Source organism: Methylobacterium ajmalii, assembly GCF_036448855.1.
GTDB lineage: Bacteria > Pseudomonadota > Alphaproteobacteria > Rhizobiales > Beijerinckiaceae > Methylobacterium > Methylobacterium ajmalii.
Window position 1 is genome coordinate 24,017 of the sequence record NZ_JAZFXT010000058.1, and the last position, 19,775, is coordinate 43,791.

Annotated in this window: 19 protein-coding genes; 13 read left to right on the forward strand and 6 right to left on the reverse strand. The window is 72.0% G+C overall.

Features of this window, described 5'->3' with window-relative positions; translation table 11 throughout:
- The first annotated feature begins 43 nt into the window (after positions 1 to 43).
- Complete coding sequence (locus V3T34_RS23735; protein ID WP_305078855.1) at positions 44 to 895, forward strand: PhzF family phenazine biosynthesis protein; 852 nt, start codon at positions 44 to 46, stop codon at positions 893 to 895.
- On the opposite strand, the gene V3T34_RS23740 is transcribed toward V3T34_RS23735, so the two are convergent.
- On the reverse strand, positions 879 to 1,988 hold the full coding sequence (locus V3T34_RS23740) for a branched-chain amino acid ABC transporter substrate-binding protein (RefSeq protein WP_060850241.1): 1,110 nt from the start codon (positions 1,986 to 1,988) through the stop codon (positions 879 to 881). The two genes, V3T34_RS23735 and V3T34_RS23740, sit on opposite strands and share 17 nt — an antisense overlap.
- Positions 1,989 to 2,252: 264 nt before the next feature.
- Between V3T34_RS23740 and V3T34_RS23745 the strand changes: the two genes are divergently transcribed.
- Positions 2,253 to 3,221: a D-2-hydroxyacid dehydrogenase family protein gene (locus V3T34_RS23745; protein WP_305078856.1), complete on the forward strand. Its 969-nt coding sequence runs from the start codon at positions 2,253 to 2,255 to the stop codon at positions 3,219 to 3,221.
- Positions 3,222 to 3,259: 38 nt separating this feature from the next.
- On the opposite strand, the gene V3T34_RS23750 is transcribed toward V3T34_RS23745, so the two are convergent.
- On the reverse strand, positions 3,260 to 4,429 hold the full coding sequence (locus V3T34_RS23750; protein ID WP_305078857.1) for a polysaccharide biosynthesis/export family protein: 1,170 nt from the start codon (positions 4,427 to 4,429) through the stop codon (positions 3,260 to 3,262).
- A 263-nt stretch (positions 4,430 to 4,692) separates the two neighbouring features.
- On the opposite strand from V3T34_RS23750, the gene V3T34_RS23755 reads away from it, so the two are divergent.
- Together V3T34_RS23755 and V3T34_RS23760 are read left to right on the forward strand one after the other, a co-directional pair.
- Positions 4,693 to 5,961 carry a lipase family protein gene (locus tag V3T34_RS23755; RefSeq protein ID WP_305078858.1) on the forward strand — a complete coding sequence of 423 codons (1,269 nt, stop codon included), beginning with the start codon at positions 4,693 to 4,695 and terminating at the stop codon, positions 5,959 to 5,961.
- A gap of 12 nt (positions 5,962 to 5,973) precedes the next feature.
- Positions 5,974 to 6,786, forward strand: coding sequence for a Cof-type HAD-IIB family hydrolase (locus V3T34_RS23760; RefSeq protein WP_305078859.1), 813 nt, complete (start codon positions 5,974 to 5,976; stop codon positions 6,784 to 6,786).
- 159 nt (positions 6,787 to 6,945) lie between these two features.
- On the opposite strand, the gene V3T34_RS23765 is transcribed toward V3T34_RS23760, so the two are convergent.
- Together V3T34_RS23765 and V3T34_RS23770 are read right to left on the reverse strand one after the other, a co-directional pair.
- On the reverse strand, positions 6,946 to 7,335 hold the full coding sequence (locus V3T34_RS23765; RefSeq protein WP_305078860.1) for a hypothetical protein: 390 nt from the start codon (positions 7,333 to 7,335) through the stop codon (positions 6,946 to 6,948).
- A 440-nt stretch (positions 7,336 to 7,775) separates the two neighbouring features.
- A complete protein-coding gene (locus tag V3T34_RS23770; protein WP_060850247.1) occupies positions 7,776 to 8,354 on the reverse strand; it encodes a tyrosine phosphatase family protein in 579 nt (192 codons plus the stop codon).
- A gap of 254 nt (positions 8,355 to 8,608) precedes the next feature.
- Here V3T34_RS23770 and V3T34_RS23775 point away from each other — a divergent pair, with 254 nt between their 5' ends.
- Positions 8,609 to 9,694 (forward strand): TRAP transporter substrate-binding protein, encoded by a 1,086-nt coding sequence (locus V3T34_RS23775; RefSeq protein WP_305078861.1) that lies wholly within the window; start codon positions 8,609 to 8,611, stop codon positions 9,692 to 9,694.
- Between the two features lie 16 nt (positions 9,695 to 9,710).
- Here V3T34_RS23775 and V3T34_RS23780 read toward each other — a convergent pair whose 3' ends face one another.
- Complete coding sequence (locus V3T34_RS23780) at positions 9,711 to 9,902, reverse strand: hypothetical protein (protein ID WP_048429329.1); 192 nt, start codon at positions 9,900 to 9,902, stop codon at positions 9,711 to 9,713.
- A gap of 383 nt (positions 9,903 to 10,285) precedes the next feature.
- Between V3T34_RS23780 and V3T34_RS23785 the strand changes: the two genes are divergently transcribed.
- The 5 genes from V3T34_RS23785 to V3T34_RS23805 all read left to right on the forward strand — a co-directional run bounded on the left by V3T34_RS23785 (position 10,286) and on the right by V3T34_RS23805 (position 14,553).
- A complete protein-coding gene (locus V3T34_RS23785) occupies positions 10,286 to 11,674 on the forward strand; it encodes a deoxyribodipyrimidine photo-lyase (RefSeq protein ID WP_305078862.1) in 1,389 nt (462 codons plus the stop codon).
- A gap of 52 nt (positions 11,675 to 11,726) precedes the next feature.
- Positions 11,727 to 12,431, forward strand: a complete 705-nt coding sequence (gene trmD / locus V3T34_RS23790) for a tRNA (guanosine(37)-N1)-methyltransferase TrmD (protein ID WP_305078863.1) — start codon at positions 11,727 to 11,729, stop codon at positions 12,429 to 12,431.
- A gap of 145 nt (positions 12,432 to 12,576) precedes the next feature.
- On the forward strand, positions 12,577 to 13,371 hold the full coding sequence (locus V3T34_RS23795; RefSeq protein WP_305078864.1) for a Crp/Fnr family transcriptional regulator: 795 nt from the start codon (positions 12,577 to 12,579) through the stop codon (positions 13,369 to 13,371).
- Positions 13,358 to 13,639 (forward strand): hypothetical protein, encoded by a 282-nt coding sequence (locus V3T34_RS23800; RefSeq protein ID WP_305078865.1) that lies wholly within the window; start codon positions 13,358 to 13,360, stop codon positions 13,637 to 13,639. Before V3T34_RS23795 ends, V3T34_RS23800 begins: the two co-directional genes overlap by 14 nt.
- A gap of 80 nt (positions 13,640 to 13,719) precedes the next feature.
- Positions 13,720 to 14,553: an ABC transporter substrate-binding protein gene (locus tag V3T34_RS23805; protein WP_407942760.1), complete on the forward strand. Its 834-nt coding sequence runs from the start codon at positions 13,720 to 13,722 to the stop codon at positions 14,551 to 14,553.
- On the opposite strand, the gene V3T34_RS23810 is transcribed toward V3T34_RS23805, so the two are convergent.
- Positions 14,554 to 15,258, reverse strand: coding sequence for an ABC transporter permease (locus tag V3T34_RS23810; protein WP_305078866.1), 705 nt, complete (start codon positions 15,256 to 15,258; stop codon positions 14,554 to 14,556).
- Between the two features lie 158 nt (positions 15,259 to 15,416).
- Here V3T34_RS23810 and V3T34_RS23815 point away from each other — a divergent pair, with 158 nt between their 5' ends.
- From V3T34_RS23815 to mtnA, 3 genes are all read left to right on the forward strand, one after another.
- Positions 15,417 to 16,592: a phosphoserine transaminase gene (locus tag V3T34_RS23815; protein WP_305078867.1), complete on the forward strand. Its 1,176-nt coding sequence runs from the start codon at positions 15,417 to 15,419 to the stop codon at positions 16,590 to 16,592.
- A 395-nt stretch (positions 16,593 to 16,987) separates the two neighbouring features.
- Positions 16,988 to 18,586, forward strand: a complete 1,599-nt coding sequence (gene serA / locus V3T34_RS23820) for a phosphoglycerate dehydrogenase (RefSeq protein WP_305078868.1) — start codon at positions 16,988 to 16,990, stop codon at positions 18,584 to 18,586.
- An 85-nt stretch (positions 18,587 to 18,671) separates the two neighbouring features.
- Positions 18,672 to 19,769: an S-methyl-5-thioribose-1-phosphate isomerase gene (mtnA, locus tag V3T34_RS23825; RefSeq protein ID WP_305078869.1), complete on the forward strand. Its 1,098-nt coding sequence runs from the start codon at positions 18,672 to 18,674 to the stop codon at positions 19,767 to 19,769.
- Positions 19,770 to 19,775 lie beyond the last annotated feature (6 nt).

Consider the following 19,775-nt stretch of genomic DNA (forward strand, 5'->3'; position numbering starts at 1 on the left):
ACCGATCCGCGGCGGTACCGGCAGCCGCCCGGAGGCCCGATCCATGACCGCCCGCTTCGCCCTGATCGATGTCTTTCACGACGGCGCCTTCACCGGCAACCCGCTCGCCGTGGTGAGCGGGGTCGAGCCCGACACCGCGACGATGCAGGCGATGACCCGGTGGTTCAACCTGTCGGAGACGGTCTTCCTGCTGCCGCCGACCGATCCGGGGGCCGATTACCGGGCACGCATCTTCACCCTCGCGCACGAATTGCCGTTCGCCGGCCATCCGACGCTGGGCGCCTGCCACGCCTGGCTGGCGTCCGGCGGCGTGCCGCGCCGGGACGGGCGGATCGTCCAGGAATGCGGGACCGGCCTCGTGCCGATCCGGCAGGAGGCCGGCCGCCTGGCCTTCGCGGCGCCGAAGCTCTTGCGCGAGGGGCCCGTGGACGATGCCCTGATGCGGGAGATCCTGGCGGTGCTGCGCATCGCGCCCGAGCGGGTCGTCGAGGCGCGCTGGTGCGACAACGGCCCGGGCTGGGTCGGGGTGATGCTGGCCTCGGCCGAGGAGGTGCTGGCGGTCGAGCCGGTCCGACGGATCGAGGGCCGGATCGATGTCGGTCTCGTCGGTGCCCACGCTCCGGGCGCAGACGTGGCCTGGGAGATCCGCACCCTGTTCGACGGCGGCGCCGGCGCGCTGGTCGAGGATCCGGTGACCGGTAGCTTCAACGCAGCGGTGGCGGGCTGGCTGCGCGAGACCGGCCGCGCCGCCGGTCCCTACGTCGCCGCGCAAGGGACCAAGCTCGGCCGCCGCGGCCGGATCTTCGTCGATTACGACGGCGCCGACTGGATCGGCGGCCGTACCCTCACGGTGGCGGAAGGGGTCCTCCCCCTCGACCTCAATTCGCGTAGGTGAACACGCCGTCGCGCCAGACGTAGAGCACGTAGCCGGGTGCCGTGACGTCGCCCTTCTGGTCGAAGCCGACATTGCCGAGCACCAGGGTGAATCGCTCGGAATGGAGCGTCTCGGCAATGGCCTTCGGGTCGGTCGACTTGGCGAAGTTGCCGGCCTCGACCAGCGCCTGGAGCGCGGCGTAGCCGTAGAGGGTGAAACCGGCGGGATCGATCCCGTCGGCCTGCAGCGCCTTCACGGCGGCGGCCGCCTCGGGCTTGCGGCGCAGGTCCGGATTGAAGGTCATCAGCACGCCGTCGCTCGCCGGGCCGGCGAGCGCGCCGAACTCCTTGGTGGCGATGCCCGAGGTGCCGAACCATTGCGGGCGGAAGCCCGCTTCCGCGGCCTTGCGCACCAGCTTGCCCATCTCCTGGTAGTGGCCGCCGTAATAGACCACCTCGATCCCCGCGCCCTGCAGGCGCTTGATCAGCGCCGCGTCGTCGGTCTGCCCGGGCACGATCGCGGCGAACAGGGTCTCGTTCTGGCCGATCTTGTTGAGGTTGCCCTTGGTCGACTCGGCGAGGTTCCGCGACAGCGGCGTGTCGTCGTAGAGGATCGCGATCTTCTTGTCGCGGAAGCGCTCGGCCAGGACCGTGGCCGAGAGCCGGCCCTGGTCGTCCTCCCGCCCCGAGACCCGGAAGATGGTCGGCAGGCCGCGGTCGGTCAGGCGCGCGGCGTTGGAGGCCGGGCTGATCATCACGGCGCCGGCCGCCGCGTAGACGTCGGAGGCGGCGAGCGAGGCGCTCGAGCAGACGTGCCCGATCACCAGCCGCACGCCGGCGCGCACGAAGCGCTCCGCCACCGCCATCGCCTGGCCCGGGTCGCAGGCATCGTCCTGCACGTCGAGCACGATCGGCTCGCCGCTGATGCCCCCGCGGGCGTTGGCGTCGCGCACAGCGGCCTGCACGCCCTGGAGCACCTGCTCGCCGATCCCCGCGACCGCGCCGGTGCGCGGAACCGCGACCCCGACGGTCACGTCGGCCCGGGCCGGTCCCGCCCCGGTCACGAGCGCCCCGATCGCCAGCCACAGGGCGGCGACGGCCCTGGTGCGCGTCATCCCCGGCGCTCCCGCATGCAACGACCCACTCCGACCTCCGGCTCGGCTTCCTCGGCGTCTCGCCGGCCGCTTAGCACGACCGCAGCCCCCTTGTCCGGCGAGACCGACGGGCTTGGCCGACCACCCGCTCTATCGGGCGCGAGCCCGCGGGGGCGCAAGGGGGCCGCGACGCGTCAGGGTGCGGCGAGAAGCATAGCACGGACGGCGCGGCTGGAATGCCCGCCGGCGCCGGGATAGGGACGGATCAACAGGAGGACGCGCGCGATGACACACTCTCACGGCATCCGGGTCGCGGTGCTCGACGATTACCAGGGCGTGGCGGCGGGGCTCGCCGACTGGGCCGGCCTCGGTCCCGACGTGGCGGTGGATTTCTTTCACGAGCCGGTGCCGGCGGCGGAGGCCGCCGCGCGGCTCGCCCCCTACGACGTGCTCTGCCTGATGCGCGAGCGCATGCCGCTCGACGCGGGCCTGGCCGCCGCCCTCCCCGCCTTGAAGCTCGTGGTGTTCACCGGCGGGCGCAACCCCTCGGTCGATACCGCGGCGCTCCAGGCCCGCGGCGTCATCGTCTGCAACACCCGCAACGGCGAGGGCGGGATCGCCACCGCCGAATTGACGGTCGCCCTGATGCTGGCCTGCGCCCGCGCCCTGCCGCGGGAATTCGCCAACATGGCGCAGGGGCGCTGGCAGGAGACGCTGGGCGAAGGGCTGGAGGGGCGTACCCTCGGCCTCGTCGGGCTCGGGCGGATCGGCGCCCGGGTCGCGGCGGTGGGCCGCGCGCTCGGCATGCGGGTGACGGCCTGGAGCCCGAACCTGACGCCCGAGCGGGCGGAGGCCGGCGGCGCGGCCTTGGCGACCCGCGAGGCCTTGTTCGCGGAGAGCGACGTGATCAGCCTGCACATGGTGCTGGCGCCCTCGACCCGCGGGATCGTCGGGACGGCGGAGATCGCCCGGATGCGCCCGGGCGCGATCCTGGTCAACACCTCGCGCGGACCGCTGATCGACGAGGCGGCGCTGGTGGCGGCCTTGGCGCAAGGCCGGATCCGGGCCGGGCTCGACGTGTTCGACCGCGAGCCGCTGCCGGCGGACCATCCGCTGCGGAGCCTGCCGAACGCGGTGCTGACCCCGCATCTCGGCTACGTCACCGACAGCACGTTCCGGATGTTCTACGAGGACACCGTCGAGGCGATCGCGGCCTGGCGGCGGGGCACGCCGGTGCGGGTCGCGACGGCCTGAACGCGAAGGGCGGACGCCGGACGCCCGCCCGATCGCCCCTACCGGACGCCGGCGTAGACCGAGGCGCCGGCCGAGACCGGCGCCGTGATCGTCGAGAACACGCCGAGCACCTTCTGGACTTCCGTGAAGGGGGCGTTCGAGACGTAGACGAGGTCGCGGTTGCGCATCCGGAACGCCTGGCTGACGAACAGGCTGTTGGGGTCGCGCATGTTGATCCGGTAGACCACCGGCACGAAGTTCGAGGAGAGCAGCGGGCTGTTCGGGCGCATGCGACGCACCACCGAGGCCGGCTCGAACCGGAACAGGAACACGCCGGCCGGATCGGCCTGCAGGTCCGAGAGGCCGCGGGCCTTGGCCAGCGCCTGGGCGAGCGTGATGCCCTCGGCCGAGAACGGGATCTCGGATTGCGCGCCGAGCGCACCCACCGCCAGGAAGGTCTGGGGATCGCGCACCAGGGTGAGGGTGTCGCCCGGCCGCAGGAAGATGTTCTCGCGCGGGTTGGAGACGACCGCCGTCAGCGGCACCGTCGCGGTGGTGCCGCCGCGCGACAGCCGCACGAAGGTCTCGGAGACCGCCGCGCGCACGCCGCCCGCACCCGCCACCACGTCGAGCAGCCGGTCGCCCTTGGTGGAGAGCGGCACGCGGGCGCCCGCCGTCACCTCGCCGGTCACCGTCACGGCGGTGCTGGTCGGCTGGACGACGGTGACGATGACCTGCGGCTCGATCGCCTTGCCGGCGAGCTCCTGCTCGATCTGGGTCTGGACGTCCTGGACGCGCTTGCCCGCCACCTGGACGCGGCCGGCATACGGCACCGTGATGGCGCCGTCGCGGGTCACGGTCTGGGGCGGGATGGTGGCCGATTTCGAGCCGGAGGAGAACCGGTCGATCGACAGTGAGCCGGAGAACAGGCCGCCGGTGCTGGCCTCGTAGATCGTCACCGCCACGGTGTCGCCCACGCCGATCACCGGCTCGACGGAGGGACGGCGGTCGCCGAAGGACGCGAGCAGGCTGTCGAGGGGACGGCCGCGCAGGGCCTCGACCGTCGCGGCGTTGACGTCGACGATCTCGTAGCGGGCGAGCAGGCCCTGGTCGGTCGCCACGTCGGCGCCCGTCTCCACCGCGCTCGCCGTGGGGCCGGCCGCTGGCAGGAAGTTGGAGCAGCCCGACACCGCGAGCGCGGTGCACAGGGCGATCGGGATTGCGCGCATCAGGGAGATTGCTCGTCCTTCGCTTGAGAGTGGTCCCTAGCCGAGTCGAGGACCGCTGTCCGTGGCCGGCGTGTCACAGTGGCTTCGGGAGCCCTCCCCTAGGGCCGTCTTCCCCGCTAGACACAGGGCGGCGACGGGCCGGGGCGTGTCCTTCGTCCTGTCGTCCAACCACGACACTGGTTACCAAATCACGGCTTTAGGACGGCGCGGGCACCGGCCACGGGTCAGGACGGGGCCGGGCACGAGCGGATGGCGGGACAGAGATGACCACACAGATCGGCTTCACGCCGCCGGACCTGGCGCCGCAGGCCCCCGGGCCGGTGCGGCGGCGCCACGTCGTCTACCTGCCGGGCTACGATCCCGAGGCGGGCAAGCGCTACCGGGCGCTGTTCGCCCGCGAGTTCGCCCGCTACGCCAAGCGCTTCGACCTCGCGAAGCGCAGCATCACCCGGGCCGAGACCCGCCCCGACGGCCTGGTCCAGACCTGGACCGTGGAGACCGGGCGGGCCGGCACCGAGACCCACACCACCTATGAGGTCCTGCTCTGGGACGACCTCGTGCGGGCGGATTTCCGCCGGCCCTTGATCGCCTCGATGGCGCTCCTCACCGCCGGCATCATGCACGGCGTGGCGACCGGCAAGCTCTTCCGGCTCTACGGGCTGAACTGGAAGTACGGCAACGTCATCCTCTACCCGTTCGGCATGACGCTGATCCTCGCCGCCCTCGCCGCCGTGCTGGGCCAGGGCGTCGCCCATCTCGCCGCCGGCTGGCTGCCGGGCCTCGCCGCGGGACTCGTCGGGGCGCTCGCCGGCATCGGCCTCGTGCTGGCGGCGACCCCGCTCCTCGACCGGATCTTCCTGCGCCAGCTCATCAACGACTGGGTGTTCAACTGGCAGCACAGCAACGGCTGGCGCCGGGACTACGAGGATCGCCTCGCGCTGTTTGCCGCCCACGTCGCCGGGATCCACAAGGCCGGTGCGGTCGACGAGATCCTGATCGTCGGCCATTCCTCCGGCGGGCTCACCGCCGCCGAGGTCGCCGCCCGGGTCCTGCCCGCGACCGCCGGGAGCGCGCCGGGGCCGCGCCTGTCGCTCCTCACCCTCGGGGCCGGGCTGCCCCTCGTGGCCATCAACCCGCGGGCCCGCGGCGTGCGGGCCGAACTGATGAGCCTCGTCGCCACCGACCGAATGGTCTGGGCCGATTACCAGGCGCCGCAGGACTGGATGAACTTCCCGGGCTTCAATCCCGCCCGCGACCTCGGCGAGACCCCGGCCGGCCCGGTCCGCAACCCGGTGATCCGCTCGACGCAGTTTCGCGACATCATCGTGACGGAGGTCTACCGCCGGATCTCGTTCCGGCCGTTCCGCATGCATTTCCAGTTCCTGATGGCCAACGACCTGCCCGGCGAGTACGACTTCTTCGCCCTGACGCTCGGTCCGCAGGCCCTGCGCGAGCGGGTGCTCACCCCCGCCATCGTCCCGCTGCGGCCCGAGACGCCGCCCGAGCCGGTGCCGGTCCACCGGGAAATCTGAGCAGGCCCCCGCATGACGAACGCCCTCTCGCCGATCCGCCTCGTCGTCACCGACGTCGACGGCACGCTCGTCACCGGCGACAAGCGGCTGACGCCCCGTGCCATTTGGGCGATCGCCGCTCTGCGCGAGCGCGGCATCGCCTTCGCGGTGGCCTCGAGCCGGCCGCCGATCGGCCTGCGCGCGCTGGTCGAGCCCCTGGGGCTCACCCTGCCGATGGGCGCCTTCAACGGCTCGACGGTGGTGCGGCCCGACCTCTCGCTCGTCGACGAGGTGCTCATCCCCGAGGCGGCGGCCCGCAAGGCCGCGGCGCGGTTCTCCGCCGAGGGCGTCGACCTCTGGGTGTTTTCCGAGGGAGCCTGGCTCCTGACCGATCCCGCCGGGGCCTACACCGATCTCGAGCGCCGCACCCTCCAGGCCGAACCGCGTGTGGTGGACGACCTCGCGCCCCATCTCGCCCGCGCCGCCAAGCTCGTCGGGGTCTCGCGCGACCACGCGGCGCTCGCCGCCCTCGAACCGCGCCTTGCGAAAGAGATCGGCGAAGGCGCCGCGGTCCACCGCTCGCAGGCCTACTATCTCGACGTCACCCCGCCCCACGTCGACAAGGGCCATTTCGTCGCCCGCCTCGCCGGGGAGCTGGACATCCCGCTGGCCCAGGTGGCGGTGCTCGGCGACATGGCGAACGACACGGCGATGTTCGCCCGCGCCGGCCTGTCGATCGCGATGGGGAACGCCAGCGAGGCGGTGCAGCGGGCGGCGACCCGCGTGACGGCGACGAACGAGGCGGAGGGGTTCGCGGAGGCGATCGAGCGGTACGTGCTCGGTTGACGGGTCCCGCGCCGCTGATGCCGGGCGATCGGCGATAGCCGTGTCCCGGGGCATTCCCCTGTCGCCGCTCGCCTTGGAACAGGCGGGAGCGGTCCCCGCGTTCGGGCCGCCGTCGCTCTGGCGGCGAACCCGGAATGCTTGGACCCGATCGGCTGCCGGTCAGTGCAGCGCGACGTGGTAGTTCACCCGCCTGGCATCGCCGAGGGAGTCCACGATCTCGATGGTGAACCGGTCGTCGTCCGCCGGACCGGGCGGCGCGCTGTAGATCAGGCGGGTGGCCGAAGTCTTCCGCTTGTTGCAGGCCGATCGCGGGTTGCCGGGCGGGAAGCTCGAGAATTCCGGCCCCTGCTCGACCAGGATCCGACCTTTCTCGGGCGGCTCGATCAGGTTGACGGTCATCGGACCCAGCGAGCGGCATGTCGGATCGACGGAGATGAACCAGCCGATCTTCAAAGTCGTCCCGGGCCTCACGACCTTTTCAACGGTGGGAACGGGCCTCTGCCATGCGAATGCGCTTGTCGGCAGCATAGACAGGAGGCCGGCCGCCAAGAGGATGGGTCGAGCTCGCATCGAATGTATCTCGCGTGTTGCTGGGATTCGCGATCGACCAGCTGCGAGAGTCTTACCGACCGACAATAGACGACGCAAGGACGATACGAGATACGACAGTAGAAGTATCAGAGCCTGTTTGATTGCGAGAGTAGATCCAAGGCCCTCCATCGTCATCCTGGGACCCGGCGTAGCCGGGAACCCGGGATCCATAACCGCTGGCGAAGCAGGAAGAGACGGAACGCTGATCGCCTGATCCTCCACCGTCAGCGGTTATGGATCCCGGGTTCCGCTGCGCGGCCCCAGGATGACGAGGTGAAGCGGCAATGTCGGCGCCTGATCGACTCGAGCAGCCAATCAAACACGCTCTCAGCCTGGACGATCCGGGCTGATATTCCGTCTCGCACCCCGAGGCGGGCCGACCTTCGGTGTGGGGCCGGTCAGGCCAGGGCCGCATCCACCTCCCGCCCGCGTCCCAGGCCCCGCATCAGCTCGACGAGGTTCGGGCGGATCCGCAGCTGCTCGGCGTGCAGCCGGCGCACCGCTTCGTTCAACGTGCCGTCGTAGCCCAGCGCCTCGTCCGCGAAGGCGATCATGCGAGCGTTGGGCCAGGATTTTTCGCGCAGCGCATGGACCTTTGCCACCACGGCGGCGGCGTCGAGGTCCGGATGGGCCTGGCCCAGCAGCATCGTCATCGCGGCGGTGGAGCGCGAGATGCCGGCGTGGCAATGGATCAGCAGGTGCGTCTTGCGCCGCGCGGTCTCGGCCGTCAGCTCCTCGCCGAAGCGCAGGATCGCCTCGACGTCGCGGCGCTCGGGCAGGATCTGCCCATCCGTCGGCTCGATGATGTCGTGGAAGCGCAGGGTGATGCGGTGATGCGCGTCGTAGGTGCCGAAGGCCTCGGGCTCGGGCCAGGCCGGGTCGAGGATCGACAGGACGTGGGTGACGCCGCGGGCCGAATGGTGGCCCAGCTCCTCGAGGCCGCAGACCGTGTGCAGGGAGATCGGTTCGGGCTTCACGGTCGGGTCGCTCCGGCAGGGCCGATGAGATGCCCCGGGGCGACGAGCCCGCGGGATCGGACCCGGGAGGTAGCATAGGCCACCCGCCCGGACGAGGTCTTTCCCGGGACGGCCGGGACCCGCCCAAGGCTCCACACCCTGCCTCCGCACCCGGCCTCGGCAGCCCCCGGTGCGCTTTCGCGCCGGATGCCCTACCTCTCGACCGGCGGGCCCGGAGCGGCCCGCCACGGGATCGATCCTCCGATGGGGAGAGCATGAAGCGTCGCGACATCCTGACGGCCGGGCTGGGCCTTGCCGGAGGCACCGCCCTCGCGGCACCGGCGGTCGCGCAGAGCGCCCCCGAGCTGCGCTGGCGCCTGCACTCCGCCTTTCCGCGCAACCTCGACGCGCTCTACGGCGCCCCCGAGCTCTTCGCCCGCCTCGTTGCCGAGGCGACCGACAACCGCTTCCAGATCGAGGTGTCGGCGGCGCCGGCGGGCGGATCGTCCGCGCTCCTCGAGGCGGTCGGCTCCGGCACCGTCGAGGCGGCGTATTCCGCTGCCGCCTATGAGGTCGGTCGCGACCCGACCTACGCGCTCGCCACCGCGGCGCCGTTCGGCCTCAACGCGCGCCAGCAGAACGCCTGGATGCTCCAGGGCGGGGCGCTCGACCTGTTCAACGAGATCTTTGCGAAGAGCAAGCTCTACGCCCTGCCCGGCGGCAACACCGGCACCCAGATGGGCGGCTGGTTCCGGCGCGAGGTGAAGAGCCTCGCCGACCTCCAGGGCCTGCGCTTCCGCATCGCCGGCCTCGGCGCCCAGGTGATGGGGAAGCTCGGCGTCGCGACCCAGACCCTGCCGGGCGCCGATCTCTACGCGGCGCTGGAGGGCAAGACCCTCGATGCCGCCGAGTGGATCGGTCCCTACGACGACGAGAAGCTCGGCCTCAACAAGGTGGCGCCGTTCTACTACTATCCGGGCTTCTGGGAGGGCGGCTCGATGCTGCACTTCTGGTTCAACGCCCAGAAATGGGCCGAGCTGCCCAAGGCCTACCGGGCGATCGCGCAGGGCGCGGCGGCGACCGTCAACGGCGACCTCCAGGCCAAGTACGACGCCCGCAACCCCGCGGCCCTGCGCCGGCTCGTCGGCGGCGGCGCCCAGCTCCGGCCCTTCCCGCAGGAGGTGATGGAGGCCGCCCTCAAGGCGGCGAACGACATCTATGCCGAGATCGGCGCCAAGAACCCGGACTTCAAGCGCGTCTACGACGCGCTGAAGACGTTCCGCAACGAAGAGTACCTGTGGTTCCAGGTCGCGGAATATACCTACGACAACTTCATGATCCGGGCCCGAGCCAGGGGCTGAGCCCGGCGGGGGCCGCCTACTCGGCGGCCTCCTCGCCCGGCAGGGTGCCGCGGCCCTCCTCGCGCATCAGCGCGCGGACCACGCTCGGCACCGCCTCCAGCGCGCCCGCCAGGGTCTCGTCGGCCACGAACAGGCTCTTGATCTCCGGGCTGGTGATGCAGACCAAGCCTTCGCCGCTCTCCTCGACCCGCAACGTGAATTGCCGCATCGTTCGACCGCTCCCCTGACGCCCGGCTCCGATCCTCCCGCGATGCACGGGACGGGCCATTGCCGGAGGGGCAACGCGGAGCGCGGCCATAAGCTCCACCGCACAGCAATCGGGATCCGGCCCGCAGGCACCAGGACAAGAAAAAAGGCCACTCTCGCGAGTGGCCCGAAGTCTAGGGAGGAAACGCCCAAAGAGAGGGCTGCGGGAGCGCAACGCCATCGCGTTCCCGCACTGCAAAAAATAGAGATGCCCCGCCGGAAGGCAAGGCGACATTGGTGGCAGCGCTGCCGCTTTTCCGGGCAGCGGCGCAGCGCCGCCCTGGACCGCGCCTCGCCACGGCCTAGTTCCGCCGGTCTGGCAAGCATCGGGATCCGGGCGGCGACATGGCGATTCAGGCGGGGCGGATCCGGGTTCTGAAGGACGTCGAGCCGCGGGACGGCGCCTACGTGCTCTACCTGATGCAGCAGGGGATGCGCAGCCGCGACAACCCGGCCCTCGAATACGCCGTAGAGGAAGCCAACCGCCTCGGGCTGCCGGTCGTGGCGGGGTTCGGCCTCCTCGACGGCGGCGCGCATTTCCCCGAGGCCAATGCCCGGCACTACGCCTTCCTGCTGCAGGGCCTCGCCGACGCCAAGGCGGGCCTGGAGCGCCGGGGCATCGCCTTCGTGCTGCGCCGCGCCACCCCGGCGAAGGCTGCCCTGACTTTAGGCAAGAAAGCCGCGATGCTGGTCCTCGACCGCGGCTACCTGACGATCCAGAAGCAGTGGTACGCCGAGATCGAGGCCGGGTTCGACGGCCGCCTGGTCCAGGTCGAGGGCGACGTGGTGGTGCCGCTCGAGGTCGCCTCGGGCAAGCACGAATTCGCCGCCCGCACCCTTCGGCCGAAGCTGCACCGGACCTGGGAGCCCTATCTCGCGTCCCTGCGGGCCCGCACCGTCAAGCACTCGGCCGAAGACCTGTCCCTGAAGAGCGACATCGACGTCTCCGATCCCGACGCCGCGCTCGCCGCGATGACGCTCGACCGCGACGTGCCGCCGGTGCGGCGATTCCGCGGCGGCGAGGTCGAGGCGCATCGCCGCCTCGCTTCCTACCTCGCCGGGCCGTTCGGCGAGTACGGCACGGTGCGCAACAAGCCCGAGGCGGGCGCGGCCTCGCACATGAGCCCCTACCTGCATTTCGGCCAGATCTCCCCGGTGGCGATCGCCCTCAAGGTGCAGGCGGCCAAGACCGGCGGCCCGGAGGACCGGGCGGCCTATCTCGAGGAGCTGATCGTCCGGCGCGAGCTGGCAATGAACCACGTCCACACCAATCCGGGCTACGCGGCCTACGATACGGCCCTGCCGGACTGGTCGCGCAAGGCGCTGGCCGAGCACGCCGACGATCCCCGCCCCCACATCTACGACGAGGACGCGCTGGCCGAGGGGCGCACCCACGACGAATACTGGAACGCCGCGATGCGCGAGATGCGCGTCACCGGCTACATGCACAACCACCTGCGCATGTACTGGGGCAAGAAGATCCTCGAGTGGTCGCCCTCGCCGGAGGAAGCGTTCGCGGTGGCGCTCCGTCTCAACAACTGCTACTTCCTCGACGGGCGCGACGCGAACTCCTTCACCAACGTCGCCTGGCTGTTCGGCCTGCACGACCGGCCCTGGGGACGGCGCAAGGTTTTCGGCACCGTCCGCTACCTCGGACCGAACACCCTGAAGAAGTTCGACGCCAAGGCCTACCTGAAGACCGTCGACGAGTTGTGCCGGGCCGAGGAGGCCTGAGGATGGAGCCGGGCCGGTTGACCGTCCCGCCCCTCCGGCGCCATCAACCCGCATGACCTGCGACGCCTCCCCCGCCGCGCCCTGGCGCGCCACGATCCTCACGCTCTACCCCGAGATGTTCCCCGGCCATCTCGGCCTGTCGCTCGCCGGCGACGCGCTGGCGCGGGGGGCCTGGAGTCTGGAGGCGCGCAACATCCGCGACCACGGGATCGGCCGGCACCGGGCGGTGGACGACACGCCCGCCGGCGGCGGCGCCGGGATGGTGCTGCGCTGCGACGTGCTCGCCGCGGCGATCGATGCCGCCTGCGCGCCCGACGATCCCCGCCCGCGCCTGCTGATGAGCCCCCGCGGCCGCCCGCTCACGCAAGCCCGCGTCCGGGCGCTCAGCGAAGGGCCGGGCGTCGTCGTGGTCTGCGGCCGGTTCGAGGGCGTCGACGAGCGGGTGATCGCCGGGCGCGGCCTCGAGGAGCTCTCGATCGGCGACTACATCCTGTCGGGCGGCGAGCCCGCGGCGCTTGTGGTGCTCGACGCCTGCGTGCGCCTCCTGCCCGGCACGATGGGTAAGCACGCCTCCGGCGTCGAGGAGAGCTTCGAGAGCGGCGGCCTCGAATATCCGCACTACACCCGCCCGCGCGAGTGGGAGGGGCGCGAGATCCCCGAGGTGCTCACTGGCGGCAACCACGCGGCCATCGCCCGCTGGCGGGCGGCGGAATCCGCCCGGCTCACCCGCGAGCGGCGCCCGGACCTGATCGGCTGAATCGCAGGGGCCGTCCACCGGACTCTGTTCAGAACACAACGCAGGTGAATGCCGCCGCGGCCGAGGCTCCCTAGAGCCCGGAACGATCGGCGCTGTCCTTCCCGGGCGCCGCCCCTCGCGACGCACGCCGGACCCCACCGCCGCCATGCCCGATTCCGCCCGCTACATGATGCACCGGCCCGAGATCCTGGGGGCCCTGCGTCGCGGCGAGGTGGCGCTCGACCGGGTGATGGCCGGGTCCGGCCGGATCTACCCGGCCGGCCGCCTGCTGGTGGAGGCCGGCAGCCCGAACGACACGATCTTCCGCCTGCGCAAGGGCTGGGTCGGGCGCCTGCGCACCCTGGAGGACGGGCGCAGCCAGTTCATCCTCATCTTCCTGCCCGGCGACCTGTTCGCGGTCAAAAGCCTGTTTGCCACCCACAGCCCCGACGCCGTGCAGGCCCTGTCCGAGGTGATGGTCGAGCAGGTCGACCACCGGACCCTGCGCGAGGCCTACGAGCGCGACCCCGACCTCGCCACCCGCTGCATGTGGCAGGTGATCGAGGAGGAGCGCCGGCTGCACAACTGGGTCGTCGGCCTCGGCCGCGGCAGCGCCGACGAGCGCCTGGCGATGCTGCTGGTCGATTTCCGCGGCCGCCTGATCCTCTCGGGCACCATCGCCCCCGACGCGCAGGCCTACGACCTGCCGATGACCCAGGAGCAGATCGGCGACCATCTCGGCATCTCCAACGTCCACGTGAACCGGGTCCTGCGCTCGTTCCGGGAGAACGGCGTCGTCGCGATGCGCGGGCGCCGGGTGACGATCGGCGACCTCGACGCGCTCGTGCGGATCGCCGGGCCGCTCCTCGACATCTCGGAGCGCGGCCGGCCGGAATTCGTCGGCGTGCGGGAAGCCGGCGGCGGCGGCGAGCGGACGGGCGGCGGCGATGTCGGAGCCTGAACGCGACGGGAAGCCGACCGGGATGGACCGGGTCTACGCCGCCGAGGCCCAGGCCGCCCTGATGCTGGTCGAGAGCCTGATGCTGGTCCTCGTCGAGCACGGGACGGTCCCGGCGGCGGAGCTCGTCGAGGCGGTCGAGACCGTGATCGAGACCAAGCGCCGGCTGGCGGCGGAGGGGCAGGAACCGGAGGTCGCCACCCAGGCCGCCGCCCTGCTGACGACGATCGCCAACAGCCTCGCGGCGGCAGCGGCACCCGCGAAGAGGTGATCCCCCGGCCGCGAATCGCCCTGGCGCCGCGGCCGGCCCGCGGGCTATCGCTGGCCGATACCGCCACCGGAGACCCGCCCTTGAGCCTGCCGATCTCGCGCCGCCTCGCGCTCGCCGCGCTTCTCGCCCTCGCCCCCGTCCTGCCCGCCGCCGCGCAGGAGCGGGCGATCACGCTCGCCTCCACCACCTCGACCGAGCAGTCGGGCCTGTTCGGCCACCTCCTGCCGATCTTCCAGCGCGAGACCGGCATCGCGGTGCGGGTCGTCGCGGTCGGCACCGGCCAGGCGCTCGCCATCGGCGCCAAGGGCGACGCCGACGCGCTCCTCGTCCACGACCGGGCCGGCGAGGACAAGTTCGTGACCGAGGGCCACGGCCTCGACCGCCGCGACGTGATGGCGAACGACTTCGTGATCGTCGGGCCGGCCGCCGACCCGGCCGGCATCAAGGGCGGGCGCGACGCGACCGAGGCGCTCGCCCGCATCGCCAAGGCCAAGGCACCGTTCGCCAGCCGCGGCGACGACAGCGGCACCCACCGCACCGAGCTGCGCCTGTGGAAGAAGGCCGGCATCGAGGCCCGCGGACTGGGCGCGAGCTACCGCGAGCTCGGCCAGGGCATGGGCCCGACGCTGAACGCCGCGGCCGCCATGGACGCCTACACCCTCACCGACCGGGCGACCTGGGCCAACTTCAAGAACCGCCAGAACCTCGCGATCCTGGTCCAGGGCGATACCTCGCTGTTCAACCCCTACGGCTCGATCCTGGTGAACCCGGCGAAGAACCCGCAGATCCACGCGGCCGACGCCCGGATCTGGCACGAGTGGCTGACCTCCGAGCGCGGCCGTGCGGCCATCGCCTCGTTCAAGGTCGGCGGCGAGCAGCTGTTCTTTCCGACCGGCACGATGCCGACGCAGTGATCACCCGCGAGGCGCCGCCGCCACCCGGTTGATGCCGAAGGCGGCGGCGCTGACCACCAGGGTCAGGCTGACGAGGACGAGCCCGAGGCCGAGCGCCAGCGCGAGGTCGCCGCGGCTCGTCTCGAGCGCGATGCTGGTCGTCATGGTGCGGGTGTAGCCGCGGATGTTGCCCCCCACCATCAGGATGGCGCCGACCTCCGCGATCGCCCGCCCGAACGCCGCCAGGAAGGCGGTGACGAGGGGCGCGGGCGCCATGGCGAGCAGGATCCGCGCCGCGTGCCCGGGACCGACCCCGTCGACCCGCAGCGCGTCGCCGTATTCCGCCCACAAAGCCTCGCAGGTGCGATGCGAGAGCGCCGCGACGATCGGCAGGGCGAGCGCCCCTTGCGCGATCACCATGGCACCCGGCGTGAACAGCAGGCCGAGGCTCCCCAGCGGCCCCGAGCGCGAGACCAGCAGGTACAGCACCAGGCCCACCACCACCGGCGGCAGGCCGAGGAGCGCGTTGACGAGCACCAGCACCGCGCCGCGGCCGGGAAACCGCGTGGTGGCGAGGAGCGCGCCGAGCGGCGCGCCGAGGACGAAGCCGAGGGCCGCCGCCGTCAGGCTGACCCGCAGCGACAGGCCGACGATGGCGACGAGGTCGGCATCCCCGCGCAGGATCATCGCCATCGCCAGCCCCAGCGCGCGCCCGAACTCGTCCATGTCACCCCCGTCTCACCGGGTCTCCTCGTATCCGGGCGGACGCCGGCCGGCCAGGGTGCGCCGACGGCAGGCTTGACGCGGGGGCCGGCGCGGCGCATCCCCGGCGGCGGGACACCTCTCCCCACCGAGAGGCGCCCATCTGGAAGGATGGACACAGCATGACGACGACCCGCCTCCCCGAGGCGCGCCCGCGCGCGCCCTTCTTCTCGTCCGGCCCCTGCGCCAAGCGCCCCGGCTGGACCCCCGACGCCCTCTCCGACGCGGCGCTCGGCCGCTCGCACCGGGCCAAGCTCGGCAAGGCCAAGCTCAAGCAGGCGATCGACCTGACCCGCAGCGTGCTGCAGGTGCCGGACGACTATCGCATCGGCATCGTGCCGGCCTCCGACACCGGCGCCGTCGAGATGGCGATGTGGTCGCTGCTCGGCGCCCGCCCGGTCGACATGCTGGCCTGGGAATCCTTCGGCGAGACCTGGGTCACCGACGCGATCAAGCAGCTCAAGCTCGACGCCCGCGTGATCAAGGCGCCCTACGGCCGCCTGCCCGACCTCTCGACCGTCGATACCCGCACCCGCGACGTGGTGTTCACCTGGAACGGCACCACCTCGGGCGTGCGCGTGCCGAACGCCGACTGGATCGCGGCCGACCGCGAGGGGCTGACGATCTGCGACGCCACCTCGGCGGCCTTCGCGCAGGACCTCGACTGGCCAAAGCTCGATGTCGTGACCTTCTCCTGGCAGAAGGTGCTCGGCGGCGAGGCCGCGCACGGCATGCTGATCCTCTCGCCCCGCGCCGTCGCGCGGCTGGAGAGCCACATCCCGGCCTGGCCGATGCCGAAGATCTTTCGCATGACCAAGGGCGGCAAGCTGATCGAGGGCATCTTCCAGGGCGAGACCATCAACACGCCCTCGATGCTGGCCGTCGAGGACTACATCGACGCGCTGCTCTGGGCCGAAAAGCTCGGCGGCCTGGCCGCCCTGCGCGCCCGCGCCGACCGCAACGCCGGCGTGATCGCCGACTGGGTCGCCCGCACGCCCTGGATCGCCAACCTCGCCGAGGATCCGGCGACCGCCTCGAACACCAGCGTCTGCCTGGTGGTCGGCGATCCCGACGTGGTCGGACGCGGCCCCGAAGCGGTGGCGGCGGTGGCCAAGGGCATCACCACGGCGCTCGAGCGCGAGGGCGTCGCCCTCGACATCGGCTCCTACCGCGACGCGCCTCCGGGCCTGCGGATCTGGTGCGGCGCCACCGTCGAGGCCTCGGATCTCGAAGCCCTGACGCCGTGGCTCGACTGGGCCTTCGCCCAGGAGAAGACCCGCCTGACGAAGGCGGCCTGATCCCCGAGCCCATCATCGCCAAAGATTCGGCGCCGGAGCCCCGCGCGAGCGGGAGCCGGTGTCGGCCGAACAAGGCTGACGACAATCATACATCGCCTAATGAAGCGCGGGTTTCTCCCCTCCCCGCGGGCGGGGAGAGGGTCGCGGCCCCCCTGTCGGGGCCGTGACGAGCGCAGGCGAAAGCCGGAGCGAGGGTGAGGAGGTGTCTCCGGATGAGACTCCTCCGGCATCACCCCCTCGCCCTCGGCTGCCGCCTCGCTGCGTTCCCTGAACGGGAACGCAGCCCTCTCCCCGCGGGCGGGGAGAGGAGACATGCGCGCGACCCGGTGTGACGACAGCCCCCGACCGACCCGCTCCCTCAGCGGGGCGATGGCGCGACCCCATTCGAGGCCGCCATGCCCACCCCCATCAAAAAAGTCCTGATCTCCGACACCCTCTCTCCCGCGGCGATCGCGATCTTCCGCGAGCGCGGGATCCAGGCCGATCTCCGCCCCGAGCTCGGCAAGGACAAGGAAGCCCTCGCCGCGGCGATCGGCGAGTATGACGGCCTCGCCGTCCGCTCGACCACGAAGGTCACCGCCGCGCTCTTGGAGCGCGCCCGCAACCTCACCGTGATCGGCCGGGCCGGCATCGGCGTCGACACCATCGACGTGCCGGCCGCCACCGCCCGCGGCGTGATCGTGATGAACACGCCGCACGGCAACGCCGTGACCACCGCCGAGCACGCCATCGCGCTGATGCTCTCGCTTGCCCGCCAGATCCCGCAGGCCGACGCCTCGACGCAAGCCGGCCGCTGGGAGAAGAACCGCTTCCTCGGCATCGAGCTGACCGCCAAGACGCTGGGCGTGATCGGCTGCGGCAATATCGGCGCGATCGTGGCCGATCGCGGCATCGGCCTCCGGATGCGGGTCGTCGCCTACGACCCGTTCCTCACCCCCGAGCGCGCGGTGGCGCTCGGCGTCGAGAAGGTCGAGCTCGACGAGCTGCTGCGCCGGGCCGACGTCATCACCCTGCACGTCCCGCTGACGGACAAGACACGCAACATCCTGTCGGCCGAGGCGCTGGCACGCACGAAGCCCGGGGTGCGGATCGTCAACTGCGCCCGCGGCGGCCTCGTCGACGAGGTGGCGTTGCGCGCCGCTCTTGAATCCGGCCACGTCGCGGGCGCGGCCTTCGACGTGTTCACCGAGGAGCCGGCCAAGGACAACGTGCTGTTCGGCCACCCGAACATGGTCTGCACGCCGCATCTCGGCGCCTCGACCACCGAGGCGCAGGAGAACGTGGCGCTCCAGGTCGCCGAGCAGATGAGCGACTACCTGCTCAACGGGGCGATCCGCAACGCGGTCAACTTCCCGTCGATCTCCGCCGAGGAGGCGCCGCGGCTGCGGCCCTACGTGACGCTCGCCGAGCAGCTCGGCTCGTTTCTCGGCCAGCTCACCGAGGCGCCGATCCGCGGCATCCGCATCGTCTACGAGGGCGAGGCGGCCGGCTTGAACACCAAGGCGCTCACCGCCGCCGCGGTGACCGGCGCGCTGCGGCCGTTCCTGGAGGGCGTCAACATGGTCTCGGCGATCGAGGTGGCGCGGGCCCGCGGCATCCAGGTCGAGACCGCGACCCGCACCGCCGTCGAGGGGCCGTACGCCTCGCGCCTCCACCTCACGGTCGAGGCCGAGGACATGCCCCGCGACGCCGCCGGCACGGTGTTCGGCGACGGCCGCCCGCGCTTCGTCGAGATCCGCGGCATCGCGCTCGAGGCCGCGGTGGCGCCGCACATGCTCTACATCCGCAACGCCGACCAGCCCGGCTTCATCGGCCGCTTCGGCACGCTGATGGGCGAGGCCGGGGTCAACGTCGCCACCTTCCATCTCGGCCGCGACCGGCCGGGCGGCGACGCGATCTGCTTTGCCGCCGTCGACGAGCCGGTCTCGGGCGACCTGCTGAAGGCGATCGAGGCGATCCCGCAGGTGAAGCGGGCGCGGGCGGTGAGGTTCTGAAGCGGTCGGGGGCGGGACGCGTTGCAGCGATCCGGTCCCCCCGACGCGGTCGCGCGGCGCACCGAGCTCGTGCTAAACCCTGTCCATGAAGATCGACGGCCGCCACTACCGCACCATCTTCCCCGCGCCCGACGGCGAGGGGATCTGCGTGATCGACCAGACCCGCCTCCCCTTCGCCTTCGAGACGAAGACGCTGAGGAGCGAAGCGGAGGCCGCGGTCGCGATCCGCACCATGATCGTGCGCGGCGCTCCCCTCATCGGCGCCACCGCCGCCTACGGCCTGGCGCTGGCGATGCGGGAGGACCCGTCCGACCGCAACCTCGACGGGGCGCGAACGCGGCTCGCGGCGACCCGGCCGACGGCGATCAACCTGGCTTGGGCCCTCGACCGGGTGGCAGGGATGCTGCAGCCGCTGTCGCCGGGCGAGCGCGAGGCCGCCTCCTTCGAGGAGGCCGCCCGGATCGCCGACGAGGACGTGGCGAGCTGCCGGGCGATCGGCGAGCACGGGGCGGCGCTGATCGCTGCGATCGCGCGTAGGAAATCCGGGCCGGTCAACGTGCTGACCCATTGCAATGCCGGCTGGCTCGCCACGGTCGACTGGGGTACCGCGCTGGCGCCGATCTACGTCGCGCACGATGCCGGCGTGGCGGTCCATGTCTTCGTCGACGAGACCCGCCCGCGCAACCAGGGCGCGGCGCTCACCGCCTTCGAGCTCAACGCCCACGGCGTGCCCCACACGGTCATCCCCGACAATGCCGGCGGGCACCTGATGCAGCACGGAGAGGTCGATCTCTGCATCGTCGGCTCGGACCGCACGACCTCGACCGGCGACGTCTGCAACAAGATCGGCACCTACCTGAAGGCGCTCGCCGCCCGCGATTGCGGCGTGCCGTTCTACGCCGCGCTGCCGTTCTCGACCATCGACTGGACGCTCACCGACGGCGTCGCCGGCATTCCGATCGAGGAGCGCGACGCCCGCGAGGTAACCCACCTCACCGGCCGCACCGACGACGGCGCCTTCGCGACGGTGGCGGTGGTCTCGCCGGGCAGCCCGGTGGCGAACCCGGCCTTCGACGTGACGCCGGCCCGCCTTGTCACCGGCATCATCACCGAGCGCGGCGTGGCCGAGGCGACGCCGGAGGGCCTGCTTGGGCTGTATCCGGAGCGGCGAGCGGCGACGTGATGCGCG

Excerpts from the sequence above, each read along its gene's own strand:
- V3T34_RS23735 (WP_305078855.1), top strand. The coding sequence starts at position 44 with ATGACCGCCCGCTTCGCCCTGATCGATGTCTTTCACGACGGCGCCTTC.
- V3T34_RS23740 (WP_060850241.1), bottom strand. The coding sequence starts at position 1,988 with ATGACGCGCACCAGGGCCGTCGCCGCCCTGTGGCTGGCGATCGGGGCG.
- V3T34_RS23745 (WP_305078856.1), top strand. The coding sequence starts at position 2,253 with ATGACACACTCTCACGGCATCCGGGTCGCGGTGCTCGACGATTACCAG.
- V3T34_RS23750 (WP_305078857.1), bottom strand. The coding sequence starts at position 4,429 with ATGCGCGCAATCCCGATCGCCCTGTGCACCGCGCTCGCGGTGTCGGGC.
- V3T34_RS23755 (WP_305078858.1), top strand. The coding sequence starts at position 4,693 with ATGACCACACAGATCGGCTTCACGCCGCCGGACCTGGCGCCGCAGGCC.
- V3T34_RS23760 (WP_305078859.1), top strand. The coding sequence starts at position 5,974 with ATGACGAACGCCCTCTCGCCGATCCGCCTCGTCGTCACCGACGTCGAC.
- V3T34_RS23775 (WP_305078861.1), top strand. The coding sequence starts at position 8,609 with ATGAAGCGTCGCGACATCCTGACGGCCGGGCTGGGCCTTGCCGGAGGC.
- V3T34_RS23780 (WP_048429329.1), bottom strand. The coding sequence starts at position 9,902 with ATGCGGCAATTCACGTTGCGGGTCGAGGAGAGCGGCGAAGGCTTGGTC.
- V3T34_RS23785 (WP_305078862.1), top strand. The coding sequence starts at position 10,286 with ATGGCGATTCAGGCGGGGCGGATCCGGGTTCTGAAGGACGTCGAGCCG.
- trmD (WP_305078863.1), top strand. The coding sequence starts at position 11,727 with ATGACCTGCGACGCCTCCCCCGCCGCGCCCTGGCGCGCCACGATCCTC.
- V3T34_RS23795 (WP_305078864.1), top strand. The coding sequence starts at position 12,577 with ATGCCCGATTCCGCCCGCTACATGATGCACCGGCCCGAGATCCTGGGG.
- V3T34_RS23800 (WP_305078865.1), top strand. The coding sequence starts at position 13,358 with ATGTCGGAGCCTGAACGCGACGGGAAGCCGACCGGGATGGACCGGGTC.
- V3T34_RS23810 (WP_305078866.1), bottom strand. The coding sequence starts at position 15,258 with ATGGACGAGTTCGGGCGCGCGCTGGGGCTGGCGATGGCGATGATCCTG.
- V3T34_RS23815 (WP_305078867.1), top strand. The coding sequence starts at position 15,417 with ATGACGACGACCCGCCTCCCCGAGGCGCGCCCGCGCGCGCCCTTCTTC.
- serA (WP_305078868.1), top strand. The coding sequence starts at position 16,988 with ATGCCCACCCCCATCAAAAAAGTCCTGATCTCCGACACCCTCTCTCCC.
- mtnA (WP_305078869.1), top strand. The coding sequence starts at position 18,672 with ATGAAGATCGACGGCCGCCACTACCGCACCATCTTCCCCGCGCCCGAC.